Below are 24,212 nucleotides of genomic sequence, written 5' to 3' on the forward strand. Positions count from 1 at the left end.
ACCCAGACATCCCACATTGCAGGCGCTCCGGGGAGACGTTCCGCGAACGGGGACGTCCTACCGGGAAAGATAAGAGGGGGACGCGCGTTCCAACGACGAATTCTGCCACAATGCTCTTCGCCGGGAACAAAGCGCATATTCGGTCTCTGCGCCGCCTCGAACATCGCCTTGGCGTCGTTCGTCAACGTACGTAGCTGCAAAGCAGCTACGGTTCTCGCCACCATCGCTTTTCTGACGCTTGTGGAAGAGCTTCATAAAGGCGGGCTTGAGACTGATGCCGCGGCCGGCATTCGGCCCCGGACTTACGCGCCTCCGCAAGCCTCCATCGCCACTAGGCAGGTGTGGAAACCTGAAGAAGACCTCAAGCGCCTGGGCACTTCGGAGCGCCGTGCGTTAGATATCAGTGACCTTGCTGTCAACGCTATGAACCTAGAACACAGTCTTCGCCAGATCCAGCTCGACCGTGATACTCTCCAACATGACCGCCTCCCAATATGGTGTGTTGCGATCCCAGCCTGAGATATCGATGCCGTCGGGGGCGCGGTTGCGGCAGCAACGCCGGTCCGGGCAAGCCATGGGTCGGATCGCCAGCAGCATTCCAGTACAGATTGATGGCCCGGCTGAGGCAAGTCGAAAGCCCTTTCTCGAAGCTATGGATTTCGAAATGACGGCTCGTTTCGAAGACTGGTGCGTCAGTCAAAAGGTGTGTCTGACAGCGGTGGTCGGCCTGCCTCCGGCGGGGATATTTAAGGCCAGAAGAAACAACGGCGCGGCGCCTGAGCTTCTTCTGGCTCCAAATATCCCGGGGGAGTCGCCGATTAGGCGGCGGGGGCAGCGCCCCCCTTGCTACGCCTGATCCTGGAAAAACGCATAGATCCGCTCGGCGAGGGCGGCGCTGACTCCATCGACCGCCTTGAGATCGGCGAGATTGGCGCGCGAGACCGCCTTGGCGGAGCCGAAATGCGCCAGCAGGGCGCGCTTTCGCGAGGCGCCCACGCCGGGCACCTCATCAAGCGGGTTGGCCATTTGCGATTTCGCCCGCTTGGCGCGGTGGGTTCCGATGGCCCAGCGGTGGGCCTCGTCGCGCAGGCGCTGGATGAAGTAGAGCACGGGATCGTTGTGGCGAAGCGCAAAGGGGCGCTGGCCGGTGCGGTGGAATTCTTCCTTGCCAGCGTCTCGGTCGACGCCTTTTGCGACCCCGACCATCGGTATGTCCTGCACGCCATGTTCGCGCATGATCTCGGCCACTGCCGAGACCTGTCCCGCGCCGCCGTCGATCAGCAGCAGGTCGGGCCACAGGCCTTTGTCACGGCCCGGATCTTCCTTCAGCAGGCGGGTGAAGCGGCGGCCCAGCACCTCTTTCATCATGCCGAAATCGTCGCCGGGGACCAGCTCGTCGCCGCGGATGTTGTACTTGCGGTACTGGTTTTTCATGAAGCCTTCCGGCCCTGCGACGATCATGCCGCCGACGGCGTTGGTGCCCATGATATGCGAGTTGTCGTAGACCTCTATGCGCTGTGGCGGGGCGTCCAGCCCGAAGGCTTCGGCCACGCCGCGCAGCAGCTTTGCCTGCGTCGCGGTTTCTGACATCCGCCGCGCGAGGCTTTCGCGGGCATTGCGGGCCGCGCCTTCGATCAGCTCGGCCTTTTCGCCGCGCAGGGGCACCGCGATGTCGACCTTGCGGCCTGCCTTGCCGGACAGGGCGTCGCACATAAGGTCGGGGTTCTCGATCTCGTTACTGAGCAGCAGCAGGCGGGGCGGTTCCTTGGTGTCGTAGAACTGGCCGATGAAGGCCTCGAGCACCTCGGCGGCGTCCACGTCCTCGCCCACGCGGGGATAGAAATCCTTGTTGCCCCAGTTCTGGTTGGCCCGGATGAAGAACACCTGCACGCAGGCCTGCCCATGTTCCATGTGCAGCGCGATGATGTCGGCCTCGGCCACGCCCTGCGGGTTGATGCCCTGCACCGTCTGAACCTGCGTCAGCGCGCGGATGCGGTCGCGCAGGGCGGCGGCGCGTTCGAATTCCATCTCGTTCGAGGCCTCGGCCATCTGCGCCGCCAGCGTTTCCTGCACCGTGGTTGATTTGCCCGCAAGGAACCGCTGCGCGTCGCGGACGCTGGCGCGGTAATCTTCCTCAGAGATCAGCCCGACGCAGGGCCCTGAGCAGCGCTTGATCTGGTAGAGCAGGCAGGGCCGGGTGCGGCCAGTGAACTGAGAATCGCTGCAATTGCGCAGCAGGAACACCTTTTGCAGCTGGTTCAGCGTGCGGTTCACCGCCCCGGCGGACGCGAACGGGCCGTAATAGGCGGCCTTTTCGGTCTTAGACCCGCGGTGCTTGCGGATCTGCGGAAAGGCATGTTCCGTGGTCACCTGTATCTGCGGAAAGCTCTTGTCGTCGCGCAGCAGCACATTGAACTTGGGCTTGAGCTGCTTGATCAGGTTCTGTTCCAGCAGCAGCGCTTCGGTTTCGGTCCGCGTCGTCAGGAACATCATCGACGCGGTTTCCGAGATCATCCGTTCAATACGCCGGGAATGTCCCGCGGGGCGCGCATAGGACGATACGCGCGCCTTCAGGTTGCGCGCCTTGCCGACGTACAGAACCCGGCTCTGGTCATCCAGCATCCGGTAGACGCCGGGGCTGGTTTCCAGCGTTCTCAGATAGGCCTGGATCACCTCGTGGCCGCGTTTGGGCGGGGTGGTCTGTGGGGTCTCGGCGTCGGTCATCCGCTTTCCGTATCGTCACGTTTCGGGGCGCGATTCTCCCCGGTTTGCTGCAACTGCCAAAGCCCGAGATCAAGGGCATTTACATCCACCGTTTCTGTGGACAACTCTGTAGGCAAATCTCCGGGAGCGCAGAGTTTCCCTTGATTCCAAGCCGCTTCATTAACGAGATTAAAAAACAGGCAAAAATATAAGTTATTGTTATTAAACGAAAGAATTTGAACCTGTGGGCTAAGTCATTGAATATGAAACATTTTTGTAAATATAGATTAACAGATTTGTAACCGGTGCAAAACTTGACGATGGGTCATCTCATTCGACCCCCAGCACGTCGGGCGTGCGCCAGCCAAGGTGCTGCCCGCCGTCCATGCACAAAAGCTGTCCGGTAAAGCCGGGCGAGTCGAGGATCAGCCCCAGCGCCGCCAGAACATCCGCCGGGTTCGACCCTCTCTCGAGCACCGTCGCAGCGCGCTGCGCGGCGAAATGGGCGGCGCTCTGGCGCGAGCCTTGCAGCGTCGGGCCGGGGCCGATGGCGTTGACCCGCACGCGCGGTGCCAGCGCCATAGCCGAGGTCTGCGTCAGCGTCCACAGCGCCGCCTTGGCCAGTGTGTAGGTCATGAATTCGGGCGTCAGCTTGCGCACCCGCTGGTCGATCATGTTGACGACGACGCCCTGCGCCACCGGCTCGCCGCGCTCGTCGGTCAGCGGCTCGGGCACCTGCGCGGCCAGCGCCTGCGTCAGCACGAAAGGCGCGCGCAGGTTCGAGCCCATATGACGGGTCCAGCTGTCGAGCGTGGCAGAGCCGATACTGTCGTATTCGAAGATCGAGGCGTTGTTGATCAGCCCCGTGATCGGCCCGCCAAGCGCCTCGGCCGCGCGGGACAACAGGGCATGGGTTGCATCCTCGTCCAGCAGATCGGCCTGCAGCGCGACGCTGTGGCGGCCCATGGCACGGATCTGTGCCACCACCTCGGCGGCGGCCTCGGCCGAGCCGGCGTAATGCACTGCCACGTCATGGCCGCGACGGGCAAGCTCCAGCGCCATGGCGCGGCCAAGGCGCTTCGCGCCCCCTGTGACCAGCGCGCGCGGCATCAGATCAGCACCCACACGACATAGGTGACGTAGAGCGTCGACAGGATCGCGCCCCAGACCCGCCCGAGATCCTGTTTCAGGAACACGAAGGGGATCAGCAGCAGCGAGGCGGCCAGCATCACCCACAGATCGAACCGCAGGAAGGCAGGGTCGACCGGCATCGGCGAGATCAGCGAGGCGACGCCGATGATTGCCAGCAGATTGAACAGGTTCGAGCCGATGACATTGCCGAGCGCCACATCGGCCTGACGGCGGATCGCCGCCATGACCGTGGTCGCCAGTTCAGGCAGCGAGGTGCCAAGCGCCACCAGCGTCAGGCCGATCACCGTGTCCGACACGCCGAACATCTGGGCGATCTCGGTGGCGCTGTCGACCAGCAGATCGGCGCCAAGCGGCAGGCCGATCAGGCCCAGCACGATGAACAGCGCAATTTTCCACCATGGCATGTCGGGGTCGGCGCCTTCGGGCTCTTCCTCGTCGATGGCGTTTTTCGCATCGCGGCGGTGGCGCAGCGCATCGCGCACGGAATCGCCCAGCACCAGCGCCAGCGCGACCAGCAGCGCCACCCCAGCCCAGGCATCGAACACGCCGCGAAACGCCAGCGCGATGAAGAACAGCGTCGAGACGATCATCACCACGTAGCTTTTGCGGGTGTCATGCCCAGAGGTGTGCATCACCGTGATCAGGGCAGGAATGCCCAAAACGATCAATATGTTGGCGGTGTTCGACCCAACGACATTGCCAAGCGCGATGCCCGGCGCGTCGCGCAATGCCGCCTGAATCGAGATCAGCAGTTCGGGCGCCGACGTGCCGAAGGCGACGATGGTCAGGCTGACGATAAGCGCCGGAATACCGATGCGCAGCGACAGGTTCACTGCCCCTTTCACCAGCGCATCCCCGGCCAGAAGCAGGATCACCAATCCGATGCCCGCGTAAAGGAAAACCATAGATCAGCCCTTGTTCTTGCCGCAATCGCAGGGGCCGCTGCCAATCCGGTAGCGGCCGCAGCGCGGGCATTTCCTGTTTGCAAGACGTGCCGCGCCGGGCACCCGAAGTTTTCCGAAAATGCCAAGTACGGCCATGACGACGAGAAACAGCAGGGCGATCTTGGCGAGCATTCTACAATCCGAACCGGGCCCAGGCGGCGCGCTCGTCGAGCGCGCTCAGGGCGTCTTCGGCAATCTGAAGTCCGAGCATCGGGAGCAGCCGCCGCTTCTGCTCAAGGCGGCGAAAGCGCACCTTGTCGCCGAAGGTCTCTTTCATGACGGGCACAAGGTGGCCGACGCGATCGGCAAGCCCCACATCCACCGCCGATTGTCCGATCCAGACCTCCCCGGTGAACAGCGCCGGTTCTTCGGCCAGCTTGTCGCTGCGCCGGCTGCGCACCTGTGCCTTGAAGGTCTCGTGCAGATGCCCCAGCAAACGGTCCAGCCGGGCCACGTCCTCGGGGCGCTCGGGGCGGAACGGATCCAGCATGGATTTCGATTCTCCGGCGGTGTGTACGCGCCGTTCGAATCCTTGCCGCGCAAGGAACTCCTGCGCGCCGAACCCCGCCGAGATCACCCCGATCGAGCCAATGATCGAACTGGGATCGACGATGATCTCATCGGCAGCGGATGCGATCCAATAGCCACCGGATGCGGCCACGTCCTCGGTGAAGGCATAGACCGGCACGCCGGTTTCCTCGGCAAGCCGCCGGATGCGCGCGCCGATCAGCGAGCTTTGCACCGGAGAGCCGCCGGGCGAGTTGATCTCAAGAGCAACGGCAGCAGGCTTCCCCTTGCGGAATGCCCGCTCCAGCAGGGCCCGCAGCGAGGCATCGGACAATGCGCGAGCCGATGTCCCGATCGTGCCCTGAAGACGGACAACAGCAACAACGGGCCTGCGCTTGCGAAGACGGTTCCAGAGTTTCATCTGTTGCGATGTAGAGACCGCTCATCAGGGAAACAAGGCACCGGGGCAAAGATGCTCGCCGCAAGTGCCTTTCGGGTGGCCAAGGCGCATCGGTTGCTTGCCTTGTCCGCAGCATCGCGGCACAATGAGAGCCGGGCAAGGCGATGGCGTCGCCAGCTTCATGCAGCCCAAAACTCATCCTGAACGCCGGGATCTTGCTTTGCCACAGCGGCAGGGTCGGATCCGGCCCTCCGCGCCGATGAAGGAGGGCCAGTGATGGACCGACCGGCATTTTACCGTTTCCACCAAGGCGACCGCGTGTTGCCGTTTACCCCCGAAGAATATGACGCCCGCCTCGCCGGGTTGCGTGCGATCATGGCCGAGGCCGGGATCGACGCCTGCGTGCTCAGCTCGATGCACAACATCGCGTATTACTCGGGCTTTCTCTATTGCAGCTTCGGTCGGCCCTATGCCCTGGTGGTAACCAAGGCCGACAGCGTGACGATATCTGCGGGGATCGACGCGGCGCAGCCATGGCGGCGCAGCCATGGCGACAACATCACCTATACAGACTGGGCGCGCAACAACTACTGGCGCGCGATCCTGTCGGTGACCGGGCCCGGCAAGGTGATCGGCTACGAGGCCGATCACGCGACGCTGAGCCAGAAGGCGTTGCTGGACAGCTTTCTTGCGCCGTCGCGAACCGAAGATGTGGCCGCCGCGACCATGCGCCAGCGGATGCACAAGTCTGCGGCCGAGATCGCCCTGATCCGCCATGGCGCACAGGTTGCCGACATCGGCGGCTATGCCATCCGCGATGCGATCCGGGTCGGTACGCGCGAGATTGACGTGGCGATGGCCGGGCGCAATGCGATGGAACTGGAGATCGCCAAACGCTTCCCCGATGCGGAATACCGCGACACATGGGTCTGGTTCCAATCGGGCATCAACACGGATGGGGCGCACAACCCGGTGACGGCGCGGGCGCTGGAGCGCGGCGACATCCTGTCGCTGAACTGCTTCCCGATGATCTCGGGCTATTACACGGCGCTGGAGCGCACCTTGTTCGTGGGCGAGGTCGATGATGCCTCGCGGCGGATCTGGGAGGCCAATGTGGCGGCGCATGAATTTGGCATGTCGCTGCTGAAGCCGGGGGCGTCTTGCGCCGAGGTGACCGAGCAGATCAATAGTTTCTTCGCAGAACGGGATCTGCTGCAATATCGGACCTTCGGCTATGGTCACAGCTTCGGTGTGCTGTCGCATTATTATGGCCGCGAAGCTGGGCTCGAGCTGCGCGAAGACATCGACACGGTGCTTGAGCCTGGCATGGTGATCTCGATGGAGCCGATGCTGACCTTGCCAGAAGGGACGCCTGGAGCGGGTGGCTACCGCGAGCACGACATCTTGGTAATCACTGACAGCGGCAACGAGAACATCACGGCCTACCCCTATGGCCCGGCGTTCAACATCGTCGGATAGGGCAGAGGGGGCGCTGCCCCCGCCTCCTGACGGAGACTCCCCCGGGATACTTGGGGCCAGAAGAAGCAGGGGCGCCGCGCCCGGGTTTCTTCTGGCCTTAAATATCCCCGCCGGAGGCATCCAGCATCCGGGCCGGGCGCGGCATGGCAAGGGATGGACCTTCGGCGACGACAGGCATACCGTTGGCGTGCATATACTGGAGTACGCCCCCATGTCCGCAGGATCGAGGATTCGCACCTATTTCGAAGGCACCTGGCACGAGGGTGACCTTGCGGTCATGAAGGCCGCCGATCACGGCATGTGGCAGGGCAGCTCGGTTTTCGATGGCGCACGTTTCGTGGACGGGCTGGCGCCGGATCTCTATCTGCATTGTGCGCGGGTGAATCGCTCGGCCGAGGCGTTGATGCTCAGGCCCACCATCGCCCCCAAGGATATGGTGCAGATCGTCTGGGAAGGGCTGTCGGCCTTTTCGAAAGACGCGGCCGTCTACATTCGCCCGATGTACTGGGCCATCCACGGCGACGAGACGGTGCTGGTGCCGTCGAAGGAGGCGACCGGCTTTGCGATCTCGCTAGAAGAGATCCCGATGGCTTCTCCAGAGGCCACGCAGACGCTGGGCAAGACCAGCTTCCGGCGCCCGGTGCTGTCCGATGCCGTCTGCAATGCCAAGGCAGGGTGTCTTTATCCCAACAACGGGCGGATGCTGGTCGAAACCCGTGCGCGAGGTTTTTCCAACGCGCTTGTGACCGATGCCATGGGCAATGTCGCCGAAAGTGCCACCGCCAACGTCTTCATGGCCAAGGACGGTGAGCTGTTCACCCCCATCGCCAACGGCACCTTTCTGTCGGGCATCACCCGCGCCCGTCACATCGCCAATTTTCGGGCCGATGGTGTGACGGTCCATGAGCGCGTTCTGACCTACACCGATTTCGAAACCGCGGACGAGGTGTTCCTGTCGGGCAACCTCAACAAGGTGACGCCGGTGACAGGGTTCGAGGACACCACCTATCAGGTGGGCCCGCTGACCCGGCGCGCCCGCGAATTGTACTGGGACTGGGCGCATAGTACGGTCTGAGCCCACGTGCTGCCCTGCCCATTGCGCCGCCCCCGCCGCTGCGACATGATCCCGCCGAAAGGGAGACACCGATGCGCAAGTTCCTCGTGATCCTCGACGACAGCCGGGAATGCCTCAATGCCATGCGCTTTGCTGCGATGCGGGCGCAAAACACCTCTGGCGGGGTGATCATCCTGTCGATCATTCCGCCGGACGAGTTCAACCACTGGATCGGTGTCGGCGACATCATGCGCGAAGAGACCCGCGAGCGCATTCACGCGCATTACGAGGTGTTCGCCAAATGGATGCGTGACCGGCATGGCGTCGACCCCGAGCTGGTGATCCGCGAGGGCGATGTGGTGACCGAGATCCTCGATCAGGTGACGCAGGACAAGGCGATCGGCGTGCTGGTGCTTGGGGCTGCCTCGGGCAAGAAGGGGCCGGGGCCGCTGGTCAGCCAGATGACCCGGTCTTCGGGCAGCCTGCCGATTCCGGTAACCATCGTTCCGGGCGATATGTCCAAGGAGCGGCTGGAGATGATCACCTGAGGTTTTTGAGCAAAGTTTAGAACCGTTCCAAACCTTGACCTGTGCGCCCGGCAGGCGCATATATGGGGTGCCCCCGCAAAAGGTACCCCTACGATGTTCATTCAGACCGAATCGACCCCGAACCCCGCGACGCTGAAGTTCCTGCCCGGCCAGACCGTGCTTGGGGCCGGCACTGCGGATTTCCCCAGCGCCGAGGGCGCCGAGGTGTCTCCGCTGGCGCATCGCCTGTTCGGCGTGACCGGCGTGACCGGCGTGTTCCTTGGCTCGGAATTCGTTACCGTTACGAAAGACGAAGCTGCCGACTGGGATCATGTCAAACCCGCCGTGCTGGGCGCGATCATGGAACATTTCCAGTCGGGCGATCCGGTGATGAAGGGCGAGGGTGGCGCATCTGGTCATGCGGCTTTTGATGGCGAAGATGCTGAAATCGTGACTCAGATCAAGGAATTGCTCGACACGCGCGTGCGCCCGGCAGTGGCGCAGGATGGCGGCGACATCACCTTCCACGGCTTTGATCGGGGCGTGGTCTACCTGCATATGCAGGGGGCCTGCGCGGGCTGCCCGTCGTCGACGCTGACGCTGAAGATGGGCATCGAGAACCTGCTGCGCCATTACATCCCGGAGGTGTCCGAGGTGCGCCCGGTCGCGGTTTGATCCAGTGACCCTCACGCTTGGGTTCGACAGCTCGGCCGCGCATTGCGCGGCCGCTTTGCTGAAAGACGGCGTCGTGATCGCGCGCCATTCCGAAGACATGTCGCGCGGTCAGGCCGAGCGGCTGATGCCGCTGCTCGAAGAGCTGCTGGCGGCGCAGGGCGTCGGCTGGCCCGACCTGACCCGGATCGGCGTTGGCACCGGGCCGGGAAATTTCACCGGCATCCGCATCGCTGTTGCGGCGGCGCGCGGGCTGGCGCTGTCGCTGGGGATTCCGGCGCTTGGCGTCACCACCTTCGAGGCGATCCGCATGGATGCGCAGGGGGCGGCGGCGGTGCCCGCGCCGCAAGGGCTTTACCATGTCGAAGGGCAGGTGGGGCAGATCCGCACCGTGGCGATGGAAACGCTGAACGGCGCGACCTTGCCGCCGGAACCGGCAGAGCTTGCGGTCCGCATCGCCCGGCTGGCGGCGGTCAAGGTCCCCGGCGCCCGCCCCGCGCCGCTGTATCTGCGCCCGGCCGATGCGGCACCGGCCCGCGACGCACCGCCGACGATCCTGACGTGACGGCGGCAGAGCTGGCGGCGATCAGCGCCCGCGCCTACATCTACATGCACCCCTGGGCCGAGGCCGATTTTACCGACAGCCTCGCCCATCCGACGAGAGTGTTGGCGTGCAGGGACGGGGCGTTTGCGCTGGGTCGGGTGATCGTGGACGAGGCCGAGATCCTTGCGCTTGCCACCGACCCCGCGCAGCAGCGCGCCGGGCAGGGGCGCGCCGTGCTTGCGGCTTTTGAGGCGCAGGCGCGACAGCGCGGCGCGATCAAGGTGTTTCTCGAGGTGGCGGCGTCGAATGCGCCGGCCTGCGCCTTCTATCTGGCGCAGGGCTATGCGCAGACCGGACGCCGCCGCGATTACTACGCAAAACCGGGCGGTGGGCGGACCGATGCCCTGCTCATGTCGAAGGCGTTGACCTGACGTCCATCGCGTATGCGCAAAGACCCGGCGTCAGCCGCGAAAGAAAGCGGTTGACCCGTCCCGGTGCCAAAGCTTTGATCGGGCACGATCTGCATGGATCAGGAAAAGAGCAGGGCGCGCGACCGCCCGCCACCACACCTGGGAGCACGACATGAGTCTTTTCACCAAGTTTCTCGGCGCCAGCGCCGCGCTGGCCCTGACGGCGGGTGCCGCGCAGGCCGACCCGGCGCTGATCTACGACCTCGGCGGCAAGTTCGACAAATCGTTCAACGAGGCCGCCTTCATGGGGGCGGAGGCTTTTGCCGAGGCAACCGGCGGCAGCTACAAGGACATCGAACTTCAGTCCGAAGCGCAGCGCGAACAGGCCCTGCGCCGCTTTGCCGAGGCCGGGTTCAACCCCGTCGTGACCACCGGCTTCTCGATGTCCTCGCCGATCGCGTCGGTCGCGGCGGATTATCCCGACACCAAGTTCGTCACCATCGACGGCTATGTCGATCCGGCCGAACATCCCAACGTGCTCTCGGTGCTGTTTGCCGAACATCAGGGATCGTACCTTGTGGGCATGATGGCGGCGATGGCGTCGGAAACGGGCACGGTCGGCTTCATCGGCGGCATGGATATCCCGCTGATCCGCAAGTTCGCCTGCGGCTATGCGCAGGGCGCGCTGGCGGTCAATCCCGATGCCAAGGTGATCAGCAACATGACCGGCACCACCCCCGCCGCGTGGAACGACCCGGTGAAAGGGTCGGAACTGGCCAAGGCGCAGATCGGTCAGGGCGCCGACGTGATCTATGCCGCCGCCGGGGGCACCGGGCTTGGCGTGCTGCAAACCGCCGCCGACGAGGACATCCTGTCGATCGGCGTCGACAGCAATCAGAACCATCTTTATCCCGGCAAGGTGCTGACCTCGATGCTCAAGCGCGTCGATGTCGCCGTCAACGATGCGATGACGCAGGGCGCCGATCTGCAAACCGGCGTCATGATGCTCAGCCTTGCCGAGAACGGCGTCGGCTATGCGCTGGATGACAACAACGCGCCGCTGGTGTCGGGCGAGATGAAGACCGCTGTCGATACGGCGCGCGAACAGATCATCGCGGGCGAGATCGTGGTTCACGATTATTCCTCGGATGACAGCTGCCCGGCGCTGAGCTTCTGATCTTGTGATTACGAAGGGGGCCGTGTACGCGGCCTCCTTTTCCCTCTCCGACAGGCGTGTCCGACATGACCAAGGCCCCCTCTCAGGCCCCTGCCATCGAACTGAAAGGCATCTCCAAGGCCTTCGGCCCGGTTCAGGCCAACAAGGATATCTCGATCCGCGTGATGCCCGGGACAATCCACGGCATCATCGGTGAAAACGGCGCGGGAAAATCGACGCTGATGTCGATCCTGTACGGGTTTTACAAGGCCGACGTGGGCGAGGTGTTCATCTCGGGCCGCAAGACCGAGATCAATGGCAGCCAAGACGCCATCGCGGTGGGCATCGGCATGGTCTTCCAGCATTTCAAGCTGGTGCAGAATTTCACCGTTCTGGAAAACGTGATTCTCGGGGCCGAGGATGGCCCGATGCTGCGCCCCTCGCTGGCGCGGGCGCGCGGTGTTCTCAAGCAGCTGTCGCAGGATTACGAGATGAACGTCGATCCCGACCAGCTGATCGAAAATCTCAGCGTCGGGCATCAGCAGCGGGTCGAGATCCTCAAGGCGCTGTACCGGCAGGCGGATATCCTGATCCTCGACGAGCCGACCGGCGTGCTGACCCCGGCCGAGGCCGACCATTTGTTCCGCATCCTCGACGGGCTGCGGGCGCAGGGCAAGACCATCATCCTGATCACCCACAAGCTGCGTGAGATCATGGAAATCACCGACACCGTCTCGGTGATGCGGCGCGGCGAGATGACGGCGACGGTCAAGACGACAGAGACCTCGCCCGAACAGCTGGCCGAGCTGATGGTGGGGCGCAAGGTGTTGCTGCGCGTCGACAAGGCACCCGCGAAAGCCGGCAAGCCGATCCTAGAGGTTCATGATCTTTGCCATACCGACGCTCATGGCGTTGAGCGGCTCAAGGGCGTGTCGCTGACGGTGCGCGCGGGCGAGGTGCTGGGCATCGCCGGGGTGGCAGGCAACGGGCAATCGGAATTGCTCGAGGTGCTGGGCGGTTGTGCGCAGGCCACCGGCAGCGTCATGGTGAATGGCACACCGCTGCCGCTGAGCGGCACAGGGTCGGACGGCGCGGCGCGGCGCGCAGCGGGCATCGCCCATGTCCCCGAGGACCGCCAGACCGAAGGTCTGATCATGGCTTATGCCGCGTGGGAAAACATCGCGTTCGGCTATCACCGCGATCCGAAATACCAGACCGGGCCGCTGATGAACAACGCCGCCATCCGCTCCGAAGCCGAGGACAAGATGCTGCGCTACGATGTGCGCCCGCCACATCCGGGCCTTGCCGCGCGCAATTTCTCTGGCGGCAACCAGCAGAAGATCGTGCTGGCTCGCGAGATCGAACGCGACCCCGACGTGCTGCTGATCGGCCAGCCGACGCGGGGCGTGGATATCGGAGCGATTGAATTCATTCACAAGGAAATCATCCGCCTGCGCGATGCTGGCAAGGCGATCTTGCTGGTGTCGGTTGAACTGGACGAGATATTCGCACTGTCCGACCGCATCGCGGTGATGTTCGATGGCGAGATTATGGGCGAACGGCTTGCCTCGGAAACTGACCAGCGCGAACTGGGGCTACTGATGGCAGGCGTGACCGAGCCGCGGTCCCGCGATCCGCTGCCCGAGGCACGGGGGCAGCGCAGATGACCGCCCATTTCTTCCGGCCCCGCTCCGGCACGGCAACCCCGCTCGCCCCGCGCCTGGCCGAGGCTGCAGGGGGCTCCGCCCCCGCCTTCGGCTCCCCCGGGATATTTTATGCCAGAAGAGGCCTCGGGCGCCGCGCCCTGGATTCTTCTGGCCCTAAATATCCCCGCCGGAGGCCATCGCGCCCGCAGGGCGCGCCCCACCGAAATCGGAAGGCAAACTATGGATAAGATGCCGGCCTGGGCCGATACGGTGCTTGTGCCCCTGATCTCGATTCTTCTGGCAGCGATCCTGTCAGCGCTGGTGATCCTTGCCATTGGGGAGTCGCCTCTGGATGCGCTGAGCCTGATGATCGAGGGCGCGCTGATGCGCTCCTCGGGTTGGGGCTATACGCTGTATTACACCACGAATTTCATCTTCACCGGACTCTGCGTCGCCATCGCCTTTCACGCTAGGATGTTCAACATCGGCGGCGAGGGGCAGGCGATGCTGGGCGGGCTCGGGGTGGCGCTGGTCTGTCTCTACATCCCGTTCCCGCATTGGTCGTTGGCGTTGCTGGTGGCTGCCTTGGCTGCAGGGGCCTTTGGCGCGCTCTGGGCGCTGATCCCGGCCTATTTGCAGGCGAAACGCGGCAGCCATATCGTGATCACCACGATCATGTTCAACTTCATCGCCGCCGCCGTGCTGAACTATGTGCTGGTCAACCTTCTGCGCCCGGTGGGCGCGATGGACCCGGCGACCGCGAATTTCCCCGAAGCAACCCATCTGCCGACCTTTCAGGACATGTTCGCCACGGCGGACAACCCGCTGTTCCGGGGTTCGCCCGCCAATGTCACCTTTTTCCTTGCGGTACTGGCCTGCATCGCCTTCTGGGTGCTGATGTGGCGCACCCGGCTGGGCTACGAGATCCGCGCCTTTGGCCATTCGGAAACGGCGGCGAAATATGCCGGCATCTCGCCGGTGCGCATCACCGTGGTGGCGATGCTGATCTCGGGCGGGCTGGCCGGGCTGATGGCGCTGAACACCACCATGGGCGAGGCGGAACGGCTGGTGATGAACGCCACCGAGGGCGCAGGGTTCATCGGCATTGCCGTGGCGCTGATGGGGCGCTCGCACCCGGTCGGCATCTTCCTTGCGGCGCTTTTGTTCGGATTTCTCTATCAGGGCGGGGCCGAGCTGGCGCTCTGGACCTCGATCCCGCGCGAGCTGATCACCGTGATTCAGGCGCTGGTGATCCTGTTCACCGGGGCTCTCGACAACATGGTGCGGATGCCGCTTGAAAAGCTTTTCGCCGCCCGCAGAAAGGACGCCTGATGGATCTTGCGACGCTGCTTCAGGTGCTGGATTCCACCGTGCGGCTGGCCACGCCGCTGCTGCTGGCCTGCCTTGCGGGGCTGTTTTCCGAACGCTCGGGCGTGGTGGATATCGGGCTCGAAGGTAAGATGCTGGCAGCCGCCTTCGCCTCGGCGGCGGTGGCGGCACTAACCGGGTCGGTCTGGCTGGGCCTGTTGGCGGGGATCGTCGCTTCGGTGCTGATGAGCATCATTCACGGCTTGGCCTCGATCACCTTCCGGGGCAACCAGCTGATTTCCGGCGTGGCGATCAACTTCCTTGCCTCCGGCCTGACGGTGCTGATCGCGCAGGATCTGTTCGGGCAGGGCGGGCGCACGCCGTCGCTGATCGGCGCGGGACGGTTCGATCCGATCACCCTGCCATTCGCCGAGGCGGTGTCGGGGGTTCCGGTGCTTGGCCCGATCTACGCCGAGCTGATCTCGGGGCACAGCATCCTTGTCTACGTCGCCTTCGCGATGGTGCCGCTGAGCTGGTGGATCCTGTTCCGCACCCGCTTTGGCCTGCGCCTGCGCGCGGTGGGCGAATCGCCGGAGGCGGTCGATACGGCGGGCGTCTCGGTCACCGGGATGCGCTATGCGGCGGTGCTGATCTGCGGCGTGCTCTGCGGGCTGGCGGGGGCCTATCTTGCCACCGGATTGCAGGCTGGGTTCGTACGCGAGATGACGGCAGGGCGCGGCTATATCGCGCTGGCGGCGCTGATCTTTGCCAAGTGGCGGCCGGTTTATGCGCTGTGGGCCTGCCTGCTGTTCGGGTTGCTGCAGGCGGTGGCGCTGCGTTATCAGAACATCCATCTTGGAGGCATCACCATCCCGGTACAGGTGATGGACGCGCTGCCCTATATCCTGACGGTGATCATCCTCGCGGGGTTTGTCGGCAAGGCGATCCCGCCCCGCGCTGGCGGCGAACCCTATGTGAAAGAACGCTAGGCGTCTGGCATCCTTGCACCCAAGCCTCTATCTCAGGGGGGGAGGGCTGCAAGAGGATGGACAGGATGCGCGTGATCTTCATGGGAACCCCCGAGTTTTCGGTGCTGGTGCTGGATGCGCTGATCGAGGCCGGGCACGAGATCGCTGCCGTCTTCTGTCAGCCGCCCCGCCCTGCCGGACGCGGCAAAAAGGACCGGCCGACGCCGGTGCACGCCCGCGCCGAGGCGCTGGGTCTGACGGTCCGACACCCGGTCAGCCTGAAATCCGCCGAAGAACAGGCCCGGTTTGCGGCGCTGAATGCGGATGTGGCGGTGGTGGTCGCCTACGGGTTGATCCTGCCGCAGGCGGTGCTGGACGCACCGTCGAAGGGCTGTCTCAATATCCACGCCTCGCTGCTGCCCCGCTGGCGCGGGGCCGCGCCGATCCACCGCGCCATCATGGCTGGGGATGCACAAACCGGCATCTGCATCATGCAGATGGAAGCCGGGCTCGACACCGGCCCTGTGCTGATGCGCAAGAGCATTCCGATCGGCGCCGAAGACACCACCGGCGAGCTGCACGACCGGCTTTCGGCACTGGGCGCGACACTGATTACCAAGGCGCTAGATGCGCTGACCACCCTCACGCCCACGCCGCAAGCCGAAGACGGTGTGACCTACGCCAACAAGATTGACAAATCCGAGGCGGCCATCGACTGGACCCGCCCGGCAGAGGATATCTCGCGCCAGATCCGCGGCCTGTCCCCGTTCCCGGGCGCGTGGACCATGTTCGGAAATGAGCGCATCAAACTGCTCGGGGCTCGCCAGGCCGACGGTGCAGGTGTTCCGGGCGAGGCCCTCGATGATGCCTTCACGCTCGCCTGCGGAACCGGAGCGCTGAGGATCACCCGCGCACAGCGGGCCGGCAAGGGCGCGCAGGATGCCGAGACCTTTCTGCGCGGCATGGCCATAAGGCGCGGCAGCAAGCTGGGGGCGAGCTGATGTTCCCGGTGATGATCGGTACGGTCGTGATCGCAGGCATCGTCGGCTACGCATCCGAACGTACCGGCTTTACCCGCAATGGAATCCTGCAAAGCATCATCATTTGTATCGGCGGTGCATTTCTTGCCTATTTCGTGCGGCTGATGTTCGGGATCGGTTTCGGCTCGCCGGGCCTCAACGCGATCGCCAGCTCGATCGGGGCGCTGATCATCGTGCCAACCCACTGGCGCCCACGCCGCTGACCTGTGCCCGGCCGCAACGAACGGCCTGCCTCCGGCGGGGATATTTTTTGCCAGAAGAAGATGGGACGCGGCGCCTGGGTTTCTTCTGGCCTCAAATATCCCGGGGGGGCGCGAAGCGCGGGGGCAGCGCCCCCTCGGCGCTCGACATCGGGTGGTTTCGCTGCTAGGCAACGCGGCATGATCAGATGCGCATTCATTACCTGCTGCATTCCCTGCTGACACCTGTCGGGTCCGCCCGACCTGTGGCGGGACGGTCATCTATTTCCTTCGGGCCCCGAAGTTGATACCCCCGCCGCGATCTTCCGTGCGAAGGAGCGCGCCATGGATATCTTCCTGACCAACACCCGTACCCGGGCGAAGGAGTTGTTCTCTCCCATCGATCCCATGAACGTGCGGATCTATGTCTGCGGGCCGACCGTCTATGATCGCGCCCATATGGGCAATGCGCGGGCGGCGATCGTGTTCGACGTGCTCGTGCGGCTGATGCGGCATGTCTACGGCCCCGATCATGTCACCTACGTGCGCAATTTCACCGACGTGGACGACAAGATCAACGCGCGTGCCGCGCAGACCGGAGAGCCGATTTCGGCGATCACCGCGCGCACGGCGCAATGGTATCTCGATGACATGGCGGCGGTCGGGGTGCTTGAGCCTGATCACATGCCGCGCGCGACGCAATACATCCCGCAGATGATCGCCATGATCGAGGGGCTGATCGACAGCGGCCATGCCTATGCCGCTGACGAGCATGTGCTGTTCTCGGTATCGAGCTACGAGCGCTACGGCGCGCTGTCGGGGCGGTCGGTGGATGACATGATCGCCGGGGCGCGGGTCGAGGTGGCGCCCTACAAGCGCGATCCGATGGATTTCGTGCTGTGGAAGCCGTCTTCGGAGGATCTGCCGGGCTGGGAAAGCCCATGGGGGCGGGGGCGTCCGGGCTGGCATATCGAATGCTCGGCGATGGCCGAAGATCTGCTGTGGCGGAGGCCGCTGGAACAAGGCCGGCTGTCCGACGAAGCGAGGCGGCATCCGCATGTCTTCGACATTCACGGGGGCGGCAACGATCTGGCCTTTCCGCACCACGAAAACGAGATCGCCCAGAGCTGCTGTGCAAACCACAGTGAGGTCATGGCGAATGTCTGGCTGCACAACGAGATGCTGCAGGTCGAGGGCAAGAAGATGTCCAAGAGCCTTGGCAATTTCTTCACCGTGCGCGACTTGCTGGATCAGGGCATCCCGGGCGAGGTGATCCGCTTTGTGATGCTGTCCACGCATTACCGCAAGCCGATGGACTGGACGGCGGAGAAGGTGCGGGAGGCTCAGGAGACATTGAGTAACTGGCGCGCTTTGCTGACGGGTGTTGCACCAACCTCGCCTAGTGACGACCTTCTTAGGGACCTCGGGAATGATCTGAATACCTCAAAGGCAATATACTGGCTAAGAAGGATGGCGGACAACCTTCGGCAATACCAGTTCTGGGAAGAGCATAACGTAAAGGATCTCGTCCGCTCTGCTGCTCAAATCGAAGGGGAGTTTGTCGCAAGTGCTCAGTTGCTTGGCCTTCTCGATCCGGACCTTGGGCAGTGGTACGATGAAGCCGAAAATGTCGATCTGACGGTATACAGTGAAAGTATGGTGGCCCTGCGCGCGGAAGCGATGCAGACGAAAGATTTCTCGAAGGTGGACCGCCTGAAAAAGGCCTTGGTCGCCGCTGGAGTCGAGGTGCGTATGTCGAAGGCCGGGGTCGAGCTGGTGCCTGGGCCGGGGTTCGACGCTGCGAAGCTGGAGGGGCTTTGATGCGGTGGTGTGGCGCGTGTGAGGCGCGGGGGAGGGGGGCTGTCTGCCCCCCGCTCGGCAGGGCCGATCCCCCCCGAGGATATTTTTCGCCAGAAGAACAGGGGCGCGGCTGATGGCGGAGCGGCTTTATCTGTACGACACCACGCTTCGGGATGGGCAGCAGACGCAGGGGGTGCAGTTTTCCACCCCCGAGAAACTGCGCATTGCCGAGGCGCTGGATGCGCTTGGCGTCGATTATATCGAGGGCGGCTGGCCGGGGGCGAACCCCACGGACAGTGCCTTTTTCGAGGAGGCTCCGGCGAGCCGCGCCGTGATGACGGCCTTTGGGATGACCAAGCGAGCCGGGCGCTCGGCTGAGAATGACGATGTGCTGTCGGCGGTTTTGAATGCCGGGACGCCGGCGGTCTGTCTGGTTGGCAAGACGCATGATTTCCATGTGACCGCCGCGCTTGGCATCGAGCTTTCGGAGAATGTTGCGAATATCCGGGCCTCGGTTGCGCATATCGTGGCGCAGGGCCGCGAGGCTTTGTTTGACGCCGAGCATTTCTTTGACGGCTGGAAGGCGAATGCGCCCTACGCGCTGGAGTGCCTGCAGGCGGCGCTTGAGGCGGGGGCGCGCTGGATCGTGCTGTGCGACACCAATGGCGGCACGCTGCCGCATGAGATCTATCGGATCGTGGCCGAGGTGATCGCGGGCGGCATCCCCGGCGAGCGGCTCGGCATCCACACTCATAACGACACCGAGAACGCCGTGGCCTGTTCGCTGGCCGCTGTCGATGCCGGGGTGCGGCAGGTGCAGGGCACGCTCAACGGGCTGGGCGAACGCTGTGGCAATGCCAACCTGACCTCGCTGATCCCGACCTTGCTGCTCAAGGAGCCTTATGCCAGTCGCTACGACATCAATGTCAGCCGCGATGCGCTTGAGGCGTTGACCCAGACCAGCCGGATGCTGGACGAGGTGCTCAACCGGGTGCCGATGCGGCAGGCGCCCTATGTCGGCTCTTCGGCCTTTGCCCACAAGGCGGGGCTGCACGCGAGCGCGATCCTCAAGGACCCGACGACCTACGAGCATGTCGATCCTGCCACGGTTGGCAATCGCCGGGTGATTCCGATGTCGAACCAGGCGGGGCAATCGAACCTGCGCCGTCGGTTGGCCGAGGCGGGGCTGGAGGTTGCGCCGGGCGATCCGGCGCTGGCCCGCATCCTTGACGAGATCAAGACGCGCGAGGCGCAGGGCTATACCTATGACACCGCGCAGGCGTCTTTCGAGCTGCTGGCGCGCGAGATTCTCGGGCGGCTGCCGAGCTATTTCGAGGTCAAGCGCTACCGCGTCACCATCGAGCGGCGCAAGAACAAGTACGACCGGATGGTGTCTCTGTCCGAAGCCGTGGTGGTGGTGAAGGTCGACGGCGAGAAGAAGCTTTCGGTGTCGGACAGTCTTGACAACGAGGGCTTTGACCGCGGGCCGGTGAATGCGCTGTCCAAGGCGCTGGCCAAGGATCTGGGGCGCTATCAGTCGATCATCGACGACATGCGTCTGGTGGATTTCAAGGTGCGGATCACGCAGGGCGGCACCGAGGCGGTCACCCGGGTGATCATCGACAGTCAGGACGGGCGCGGGCGGCGCTGGCAGACGGTTGGCGTCAGCGCAAACATCGTCGATGCCTCGTTCGAGGCGCTGCTGGATGCGGTGCGCTGGAAGCTGATCCGCGATTGCGGCGAGGTGGCTTGATGGGCGTGCGCGGCCATGCAGTTTGACGACGACCTGACCGCCTGTGCCGGGCTGGTCGAGCGCGGCGATCCGGATCGCTTTGCCGCCGCCATGGCTGCGCCTGCCCCGGCGCGGGCTGTGCTGTTTCCGCTTTACGCCTTCAATCTCGAGGTCGCCCGCGCGCCATGGGTCACGCAAGAGACGATGATCGCCGAAATGCGCCTGCAATGGTGGCGCGATGCGCTGGAGGAGATCCGCGAGGGCGGCACTGTGCGCCGCCACGAGGTGGTCACGCCGCTGGCCGGTGTTCTGGACGCAGAGGGCGCGGCGCTGCTGGATCGGCTGGTCGGCGCGCGGCGCTGGGATATCTACAAGGACGCCTTCGAGGACGCGGCGCATTTCACCCGCTATATCGAGGAAACCTCGGGGCATCTGGTGCTTGCCGCAGGGCGTGCGCTTGGTGGGCTGCCCGAGCAGGTGGCGCTGGATGCAGGCTATGCATCGGGGCTGGCGCAGTACTTTCGCGCGGTGCCCGATCTCGAGGCGCAGGGGCGGGTGCCGTTGGTCGATGGCCGCCTTGACGCGGTGGCGGCGCTGGCGCGCGGCGGGCTTGAACGGCTGGCACGGGTGCGCGCCTCGGGGGTACGAAACCCGGCGATACTGGCCTGCTGGCAGGCTGGTCCATTGCTGCGGCAGGCGGCGCGCGAGCCGGGCCGGGTGGCGGCCGGAGCCTTGCAGCTTTCGGAATTCCGCCGCAGGGCAGGGCTGATGGCCGCAGCGCTTCGAGGTCGGATCTGACTTGCCTGCCGGGGCGCGGACCGTCATCAATCGTGATCAAAGGAGACGCTCATGCTCGAGATCCGAAAACTTTGCCCCACCGCCGTGCTGCCTGCCCGGGCCACGCCCGGCGCTGCGGGATATGACCTGTCAGCCTGCCTGCGCGACGAGAACGACGCGCCGCGCTCGGCCTTTGCCGAAGCCGGCGCGGTGATCGAGCCGGGGGCGCGGGCGATGGTGCCGCTGGGGATCTCGGTGGCGCTGCCGCCCGAGACCTATGGGCGGATCGGGCCGCGCTCTGGCCTTGCGGTGCGCCATTGCGTCGATACCGCGGCGGGGATCGTCGACATGGATTACCGCGGCGAGTTGCACGTGGTGCTGGTGAACAACGGCCCGGCGCCTTACGTGGTCGAGCACGGCGCGCGGGTGGCGCAGCTGGTGATCGAGCGCATCGCGCTGCCCGAGGTGGTCGAGGTCGAGAGGCTGTCCGACACCGCGCGCGGCAGCGGCGGGTTCGGGTCCACGGGGGCCTGATGCTGATGCTGGCGCTGATCGTCATCGTTGCGGGGATCTGGGGGCTGGGGCATCTGATGGGGGCGTCGCGCAAGGCGCGGCTGGTGTTGCTGGCCGGACTGTATCTTGTGCTGCTGCTGACCCATCTGGTGTTGCCCGACGGTCATCCGATCCGGGCGCAGACCGGGGGCAGCGTTGCGCCATGGCTGATCCTTGGCGGCTTTGGCGCGCTTGGCGCGGGCTATGCGCTGGTCTTGCGGCGGCTGAGGGCGCGGGCAACGGCGCAGGCGGCCCCGCCCGAGCGGCCCGGCAGCTTTTCCGCCGCCGAGCTGGACCGCTACGCGCGCCACATCATGCTGCGCGAGCTGGGCGGGCCGGGGCAGAAGGCCCTGCGCGAGGCCCGTGTGCTGGTGATCGGCGCAGGCGGGCTTGGTGCGCCGGCGCTGCAATATCTTGCGGCGGCCGGGGTCGGAACCATCGGCGTGATAGACGGCGATACGGTCGAGAATTCCAACCTTCAACGGCAGATCATCCACTCCGATGCGCGCATCGGCATGCCCAAGGTGTTCTCGGCGCAGGCGGCGATGGAGGCGTTGAACCCGTTCGTGACGGTCCGCCCCTATCATCGCAGGCTCGACGCGGAGACGGCAGAGGCGCTGTTTGCCGATTATGATCTGATCCTTGACGGCACCGACAATCTTACCACGCGCTATCTTGCCAATGACGCCGCGGTGGCGATGGGCAAGCCGCTGATTTCCGGGGCGCTCAGCCAATGGGAAGGGCAGATTTCGGTGTTTGCGCCCGCGCGCGGGGCGCCGTGCTATCGCTGCATCTTTCCCGAAGCGCCCGCCGCCGGGCTGGCGCCAAGCTGCGCCGAGGCGGGCGTGCTGGGGCCGCTGCCGGGGGTGATCGGGGCGATGATGGCGGTCGAGGCAGTCAAGCTGATCGCGGGCGCGGGCCAGCCGCTGCTGGGCGAGATGCTGATCTATGACGCGCTCTGGGGCGAGACCCGCAAGATCGCGCTCAAGCGCCGGACGGGCTGCGCCACCTGCGGCGGCTGATCTTGCACCCGGCGTGCGGTGGCGGGTACTCTGACGCGGACCTCACCGGGAATCCGAGACATGAAACAGCTTCTAGCCGCCGCCCTTTTGCTTGCCTCGCCCGCGCTGGCGCAGGATCTGCCCGATCTTGGGGGGCGCGAGGTCGTCGTGACCGTGGAGAACGCCTATCCGCCGCTGCAATTCATCGAGCCCGCCAGCGGTGCGGCCATCGGCTGGGAATACGATGCCATGGCCGAGATCGCGCAGCGCCTGAACATGGCGGTCAGTTACGAGACCATCAGCTGGGATGCGATGATCCCGGCGGTCTCCGAGGGCCAGTATGACATCGGCATGACCGGCATCACCATCCGCGAGGACCGCGCCGAAATGGTCGATTTTTCGGATGCCTACATGCGCTCTGAAATGGTGATGCTGGTGCGCGGCGACGAGGCGCGTTTCAGCGATGCGGCGGGCTTTGCCGCCGATGACGATCTGCTGATGGCAGCGCAGCCGGGCACCACGCCGTTCTATGTCGGGGTCTATGACGTGTTGGATGGCGACGAGGCCAACCCGCGCATCAGGCTGTTCGAGACCTTCGGCGCCGGGGTGCAGGCCCTGAGGACGGGCGATGTCGATCTGGTGCTGACCGACGGCACGGCGGGGCGGGGCTATGTCGCGGCCTCGGACGGGGCACTGAAGGTCGTCGGAGAGACGCTTGGGGCCGAGGATTTCGGCTTTATCTTTCCCAAGGGGGCGGATCTGTTGGCGCCGGTGAACGCGGCGATTGCCGCGATGCAGGCCGATGGCACGCTGGATGCGCTGAACACCCGGTGGTTCCTCGATTACAAGATGGGCGAGTGATCGCTTGAAGGACGGCGATTTCCCGTGGTGGCTGGTCGCCGTCTGCCTGCTGGGGCTGGCGGGCTATGGCGCGGTGCTGGCCGACGAGCTGCAGGCGCGGGTCCTGATGACGCTGGCGCGGGGCGTTCAGGTGACGGTGTTCGTGACGCTGGTGGCGTTTGTGCTGGCCTCGGTGCTGGGCATGGGCGTGGCGCTGATGTCGCTGTCGCGGCTGCGCCTGCTGCGGCAACTGGCGCGGTTCTATACCGAGATCCTGCGCGGCGTGCCGATGCTGGTGTTGCTGCTGTACGTGGCCTTTGTGATGGCCCCGGCTTTGGTCGCTGGGTGGAACTGGGTTGCTGGAACGCTGGGTCTGGAGCCTGCACGCACGCGGGATTTCCCGTTGATCTGGCGGGCCATCATGGCACTGACGCTGGGCTATTCGGCCTTTGTCGCCGAGGTATTCCGGGCCGGGTTCCTGTCGGTCGACGAGGGGCAGATCGAGGCGGCGCAGGCGCTGGGGCTGTCGGGCTGGCAGCGCTTTCGGTTGGTGATGTTGCCGCAGGCGATCCGCACGATCCTGCCGCCTTTGGGCAATGATTTCGTGGCGATGGTCAAGGACAGCTCGCTTGTGTCGGTGCTGGGGGTGCTGGACGTGACGCAACTGGGAAAGGTCACGGCGGCAGGGAATTTCCGCTATTTCGAGACCTATAACGTGGTGGCGCTGGTGTATCTGACCATGACGGTGTCGCTGTCCTTGGGTTTGCGCCGGCTGGAGCGGCATTTGCGCGACCGGCCGGGCGGCGCGGAGTAGCCGGGCC

At 64.8% G+C, this 24,212-nt stretch carries 24 protein-coding genes; 19 read left to right on the top strand and 5 right to left on the bottom strand.

The features are described 5' to 3' along the window. Positions 1-846: 846 nt before the first annotated feature. The 5 genes from uvrC to Q4543_RS16180 all read right to left on the bottom strand — a co-directional run bounded on the left by uvrC (position 847) and on the right by Q4543_RS16180 (position 5,727). Positions 847-2,724 carry an excinuclease ABC subunit UvrC gene (uvrC, locus tag Q4543_RS16160; protein WP_303439845.1) on the bottom strand — a complete coding sequence of 626 codons (1,878 nt, stop codon included), beginning with the start codon at positions 2,722-2,724 and terminating at the stop codon, positions 847-849. Between the two features lie 309 nt (positions 2,725-3,033). Continuing rightward, the gene (locus Q4543_RS16165) at positions 3,034-3,813 is read right to left on the bottom strand and encodes an SDR family oxidoreductase (protein WP_303439848.1); all 780 of its coding nucleotides are present in this window, start codon (positions 3,811-3,813) and stop codon (positions 3,034-3,036) included. Then, complete coding sequence (locus Q4543_RS16170; protein WP_303439851.1) at positions 3,813-4,760, bottom strand: calcium/sodium antiporter; 948 nt, start codon at positions 4,758-4,760, stop codon at positions 3,813-3,815. The genes Q4543_RS16165 and Q4543_RS16170 overlap by 1 nt, the downstream gene beginning before the upstream one ends. A 3-nt stretch (positions 4,761-4,763) precedes the next feature. After that, the gene (locus tag Q4543_RS16175) at positions 4,764-4,931 is read right to left on the bottom strand and encodes a hypothetical protein (protein WP_216002033.1); all 168 of its coding nucleotides are present in this window, start codon (positions 4,929-4,931) and stop codon (positions 4,764-4,766) included. Between the two features lies 1 nt (position 4,932). Next, the gene (locus Q4543_RS16180; RefSeq protein ID WP_303439855.1) at positions 4,933-5,727 is read right to left on the bottom strand and encodes a S49 family peptidase; all 795 of its coding nucleotides are present in this window, start codon (positions 5,725-5,727) and stop codon (positions 4,933-4,935) included. A 255-nt stretch (positions 5,728-5,982) separates the two neighbouring features. Here Q4543_RS16180 and Q4543_RS16185 point away from each other — a divergent pair, with 255 nt between their 5' ends. The 19 genes from Q4543_RS16185 (at position 5,983) to Q4543_RS16275 (ending at position 24,205) form a co-directional block, all read left to right on the top strand. Further along, positions 5,983-7,185: an aminopeptidase P family protein gene (locus tag Q4543_RS16185; protein WP_303439857.1), complete on the top strand. Its 1,203-nt coding sequence runs from the start codon at positions 5,983-5,985 to the stop codon at positions 7,183-7,185. Positions 7,186-7,396: 211 nt separating this feature from the next. After that, positions 7,397-8,260, top strand: a complete 864-nt coding sequence (locus Q4543_RS16190; RefSeq protein WP_303439860.1) for a branched-chain amino acid aminotransferase — start codon at positions 7,397-7,399, stop codon at positions 8,258-8,260. A 71-nt stretch (positions 8,261-8,331) separates the two neighbouring features. Continuing rightward, complete coding sequence (locus Q4543_RS16195) at positions 8,332-8,787, top strand: universal stress protein (protein WP_216002037.1); 456 nt, start codon at positions 8,332-8,334, stop codon at positions 8,785-8,787. A gap of 93 nt (positions 8,788-8,880) precedes the next feature. Next, positions 8,881-9,441, top strand: coding sequence for a NifU family protein (locus Q4543_RS16200; RefSeq protein WP_216002038.1), 561 nt, complete (start codon positions 8,881-8,883; stop codon positions 9,439-9,441). A gap of 4 nt (positions 9,442-9,445) precedes the next feature. Beyond that, a complete protein-coding gene (gene tsaB / locus Q4543_RS16205) occupies positions 9,446-10,003 on the top strand; it encodes a tRNA (adenosine(37)-N6)-threonylcarbamoyltransferase complex dimerization subunit type 1 TsaB (protein ID WP_303439862.1) in 558 nt (185 codons plus the stop codon). Continuing rightward, the gene (locus Q4543_RS16210) at positions 10,000-10,413 is read left to right on the top strand and encodes a GNAT family N-acetyltransferase (protein WP_303439865.1); all 414 of its coding nucleotides are present in this window, start codon (positions 10,000-10,002) and stop codon (positions 10,411-10,413) included. Before tsaB ends, Q4543_RS16210 begins: the two co-directional genes overlap by 4 nt. 151 nt (positions 10,414-10,564) lie before the next feature. Beyond that, positions 10,565-11,569, top strand: coding sequence for a BMP family protein (locus tag Q4543_RS16215; protein ID WP_303439869.1), 1,005 nt, complete (start codon positions 10,565-10,567; stop codon positions 11,567-11,569). Between the two features lie 65 nt (positions 11,570-11,634). Then, positions 11,635-13,215: an ABC transporter ATP-binding protein gene (locus Q4543_RS16220; protein WP_303439871.1), complete on the top strand. Its 1,581-nt coding sequence runs from the start codon at positions 11,635-11,637 to the stop codon at positions 13,213-13,215. A 219-nt stretch (positions 13,216-13,434) separates the two neighbouring features. Then, complete coding sequence (locus Q4543_RS16225; RefSeq protein WP_303439874.1) at positions 13,435-14,526, top strand: ABC transporter permease; 1,092 nt, start codon at positions 13,435-13,437, stop codon at positions 14,524-14,526. Further along, entirely contained in the window at positions 14,526-15,491 is a 966-nt protein-coding gene (locus tag Q4543_RS16230; protein ID WP_303439876.1) for an ABC transporter permease, read from the top strand. The genes Q4543_RS16225 and Q4543_RS16230 overlap by 1 nt, the downstream gene beginning before the upstream one ends. Positions 15,492-15,556: 65 nt before the next feature. Beyond that, positions 15,557-16,471, top strand: coding sequence for a methionyl-tRNA formyltransferase (fmt, locus tag Q4543_RS16235; protein ID WP_303439878.1), 915 nt, complete (start codon positions 15,557-15,559; stop codon positions 16,469-16,471). Further along, positions 16,471-16,713 carry a hypothetical protein gene (locus Q4543_RS16240; protein WP_216002046.1) on the top strand — a complete coding sequence of 81 codons (243 nt, stop codon included), beginning with the start codon at positions 16,471-16,473 and terminating at the stop codon, positions 16,711-16,713. Before fmt ends, Q4543_RS16240 begins: the two co-directional genes overlap by 1 nt. A gap of 321 nt (positions 16,714-17,034) precedes the next feature. Continuing rightward, complete coding sequence (gene cysS / locus Q4543_RS16245) at positions 17,035-18,510, top strand: cysteine--tRNA ligase (protein ID WP_303439881.1); 1,476 nt, start codon at positions 17,035-17,037, stop codon at positions 18,508-18,510. 112 nt (positions 18,511-18,622) lie between these two features. Continuing rightward, entirely contained in the window at positions 18,623-20,242 is a 1,620-nt protein-coding gene (gene cimA / locus Q4543_RS16250) for a citramalate synthase (protein ID WP_303439885.1), read from the top strand. A 15-nt stretch (positions 20,243-20,257) separates the two neighbouring features. Continuing rightward, a complete protein-coding gene (locus Q4543_RS16255) occupies positions 20,258-21,019 on the top strand; it encodes a squalene/phytoene synthase family protein (RefSeq protein ID WP_303439887.1) in 762 nt (253 codons plus the stop codon). A gap of 51 nt (positions 21,020-21,070) precedes the next feature. Then, complete coding sequence (gene dut, locus Q4543_RS16260; protein ID WP_216002050.1) at positions 21,071-21,532, top strand: dUTP diphosphatase; 462 nt, start codon at positions 21,071-21,073, stop codon at positions 21,530-21,532. A 5-nt stretch (positions 21,533-21,537) separates the two neighbouring features. Next, a complete protein-coding gene (locus Q4543_RS16265; protein ID WP_303439952.1) occupies positions 21,538-22,572 on the top strand; it encodes a HesA/MoeB/ThiF family protein in 1,035 nt (344 codons plus the stop codon). 60 nt (positions 22,573-22,632) lie between these two features. Further along, positions 22,633-23,412: a transporter substrate-binding domain-containing protein gene (locus tag Q4543_RS16270; protein ID WP_303439890.1), complete on the top strand. Its 780-nt coding sequence runs from the start codon at positions 22,633-22,635 to the stop codon at positions 23,410-23,412. A 4-nt stretch (positions 23,413-23,416) separates the two neighbouring features. After that, positions 23,417-24,205, top strand: coding sequence for an amino acid ABC transporter permease (locus Q4543_RS16275; RefSeq protein ID WP_303439892.1), 789 nt, complete (start codon positions 23,417-23,419; stop codon positions 24,203-24,205). Positions 24,206-24,212: the final 7 nt, after the last annotated feature.

This window comes from Salipiger sp. 1_MG-2023, from assembly GCF_030547555.1.
Classification (GTDB): domain Bacteria; phylum Pseudomonadota; class Alphaproteobacteria; order Rhodobacterales; family Rhodobacteraceae; genus Salipiger.

What these genes read in the sequence shown, in the direction of transcription:
- uvrC (WP_303439845.1), bottom strand. Translation starts at nt 2,724, where the DNA reads ATGACCGACGCCGAGACCCCACAGACCACCCCGCCCAAACGCGGCCAC.
- Q4543_RS16165 (WP_303439848.1), bottom strand. Translation starts at nt 3,813, where the DNA reads ATGCCGCGCGCGCTGGTCACAGGGGGCGCGAAGCGCCTTGGCCGCGCC.
- Q4543_RS16170 (WP_303439851.1), bottom strand. Translation starts at nt 4,760, where the DNA reads ATGGTTTTCCTTTACGCGGGCATCGGATTGGTGATCCTGCTTCTGGCC.
- Q4543_RS16175 (WP_216002033.1), bottom strand. Translation starts at nt 4,931, where the DNA reads ATGCTCGCCAAGATCGCCCTGCTGTTTCTCGTCGTCATGGCCGTACTT.
- Q4543_RS16180 (WP_303439855.1), bottom strand. Translation starts at nt 5,727, where the DNA reads ATGAAACTCTGGAACCGTCTTCGCAAGCGCAGGCCCGTTGTTGCTGTT.
- Q4543_RS16185 (WP_303439857.1), top strand. Translation starts at nt 5,983, where the DNA reads ATGGACCGACCGGCATTTTACCGTTTCCACCAAGGCGACCGCGTGTTG.
- Q4543_RS16190 (WP_303439860.1), top strand. Translation starts at nt 7,397, where the DNA reads ATGTCCGCAGGATCGAGGATTCGCACCTATTTCGAAGGCACCTGGCAC.
- Q4543_RS16195 (WP_216002037.1), top strand. Translation starts at nt 8,332, where the DNA reads ATGCGCAAGTTCCTCGTGATCCTCGACGACAGCCGGGAATGCCTCAAT.
- Q4543_RS16200 (WP_216002038.1), top strand. Translation starts at nt 8,881, where the DNA reads ATGTTCATTCAGACCGAATCGACCCCGAACCCCGCGACGCTGAAGTTC.
- Q4543_RS16215 (WP_303439869.1), top strand. Translation starts at nt 10,565, where the DNA reads ATGAGTCTTTTCACCAAGTTTCTCGGCGCCAGCGCCGCGCTGGCCCTG.
- Q4543_RS16220 (WP_303439871.1), top strand. Translation starts at nt 11,635, where the DNA reads ATGACCAAGGCCCCCTCTCAGGCCCCTGCCATCGAACTGAAAGGCATC.
- Q4543_RS16225 (WP_303439874.1), top strand. Translation starts at nt 13,435, where the DNA reads ATGGATAAGATGCCGGCCTGGGCCGATACGGTGCTTGTGCCCCTGATC.
- Q4543_RS16230 (WP_303439876.1), top strand. Translation starts at nt 14,526, where the DNA reads ATGGATCTTGCGACGCTGCTTCAGGTGCTGGATTCCACCGTGCGGCTG.
- fmt (WP_303439878.1), top strand. Translation starts at nt 15,557, where the DNA reads ATGCGCGTGATCTTCATGGGAACCCCCGAGTTTTCGGTGCTGGTGCTG.
- Q4543_RS16240 (WP_216002046.1), top strand. Translation starts at nt 16,471, where the DNA reads ATGTTCCCGGTGATGATCGGTACGGTCGTGATCGCAGGCATCGTCGGC.
- cysS (WP_303439881.1), top strand. Translation starts at nt 17,035, where the DNA reads ATGGATATCTTCCTGACCAACACCCGTACCCGGGCGAAGGAGTTGTTC.
- cimA (WP_303439885.1), top strand. Translation starts at nt 18,623, where the DNA reads ATGGCGGAGCGGCTTTATCTGTACGACACCACGCTTCGGGATGGGCAG.
- Q4543_RS16255 (WP_303439887.1), top strand. Translation starts at nt 20,258, where the DNA reads ATGCAGTTTGACGACGACCTGACCGCCTGTGCCGGGCTGGTCGAGCGC.
- dut (WP_216002050.1), top strand. Translation starts at nt 21,071, where the DNA reads ATGCTCGAGATCCGAAAACTTTGCCCCACCGCCGTGCTGCCTGCCCGG.
- Q4543_RS16265 (WP_303439952.1), top strand. Translation starts at nt 21,538, where the DNA reads ATGCTGGCGCTGATCGTCATCGTTGCGGGGATCTGGGGGCTGGGGCAT.
- Q4543_RS16270 (WP_303439890.1), top strand. Translation starts at nt 22,633, where the DNA reads ATGAAACAGCTTCTAGCCGCCGCCCTTTTGCTTGCCTCGCCCGCGCTG.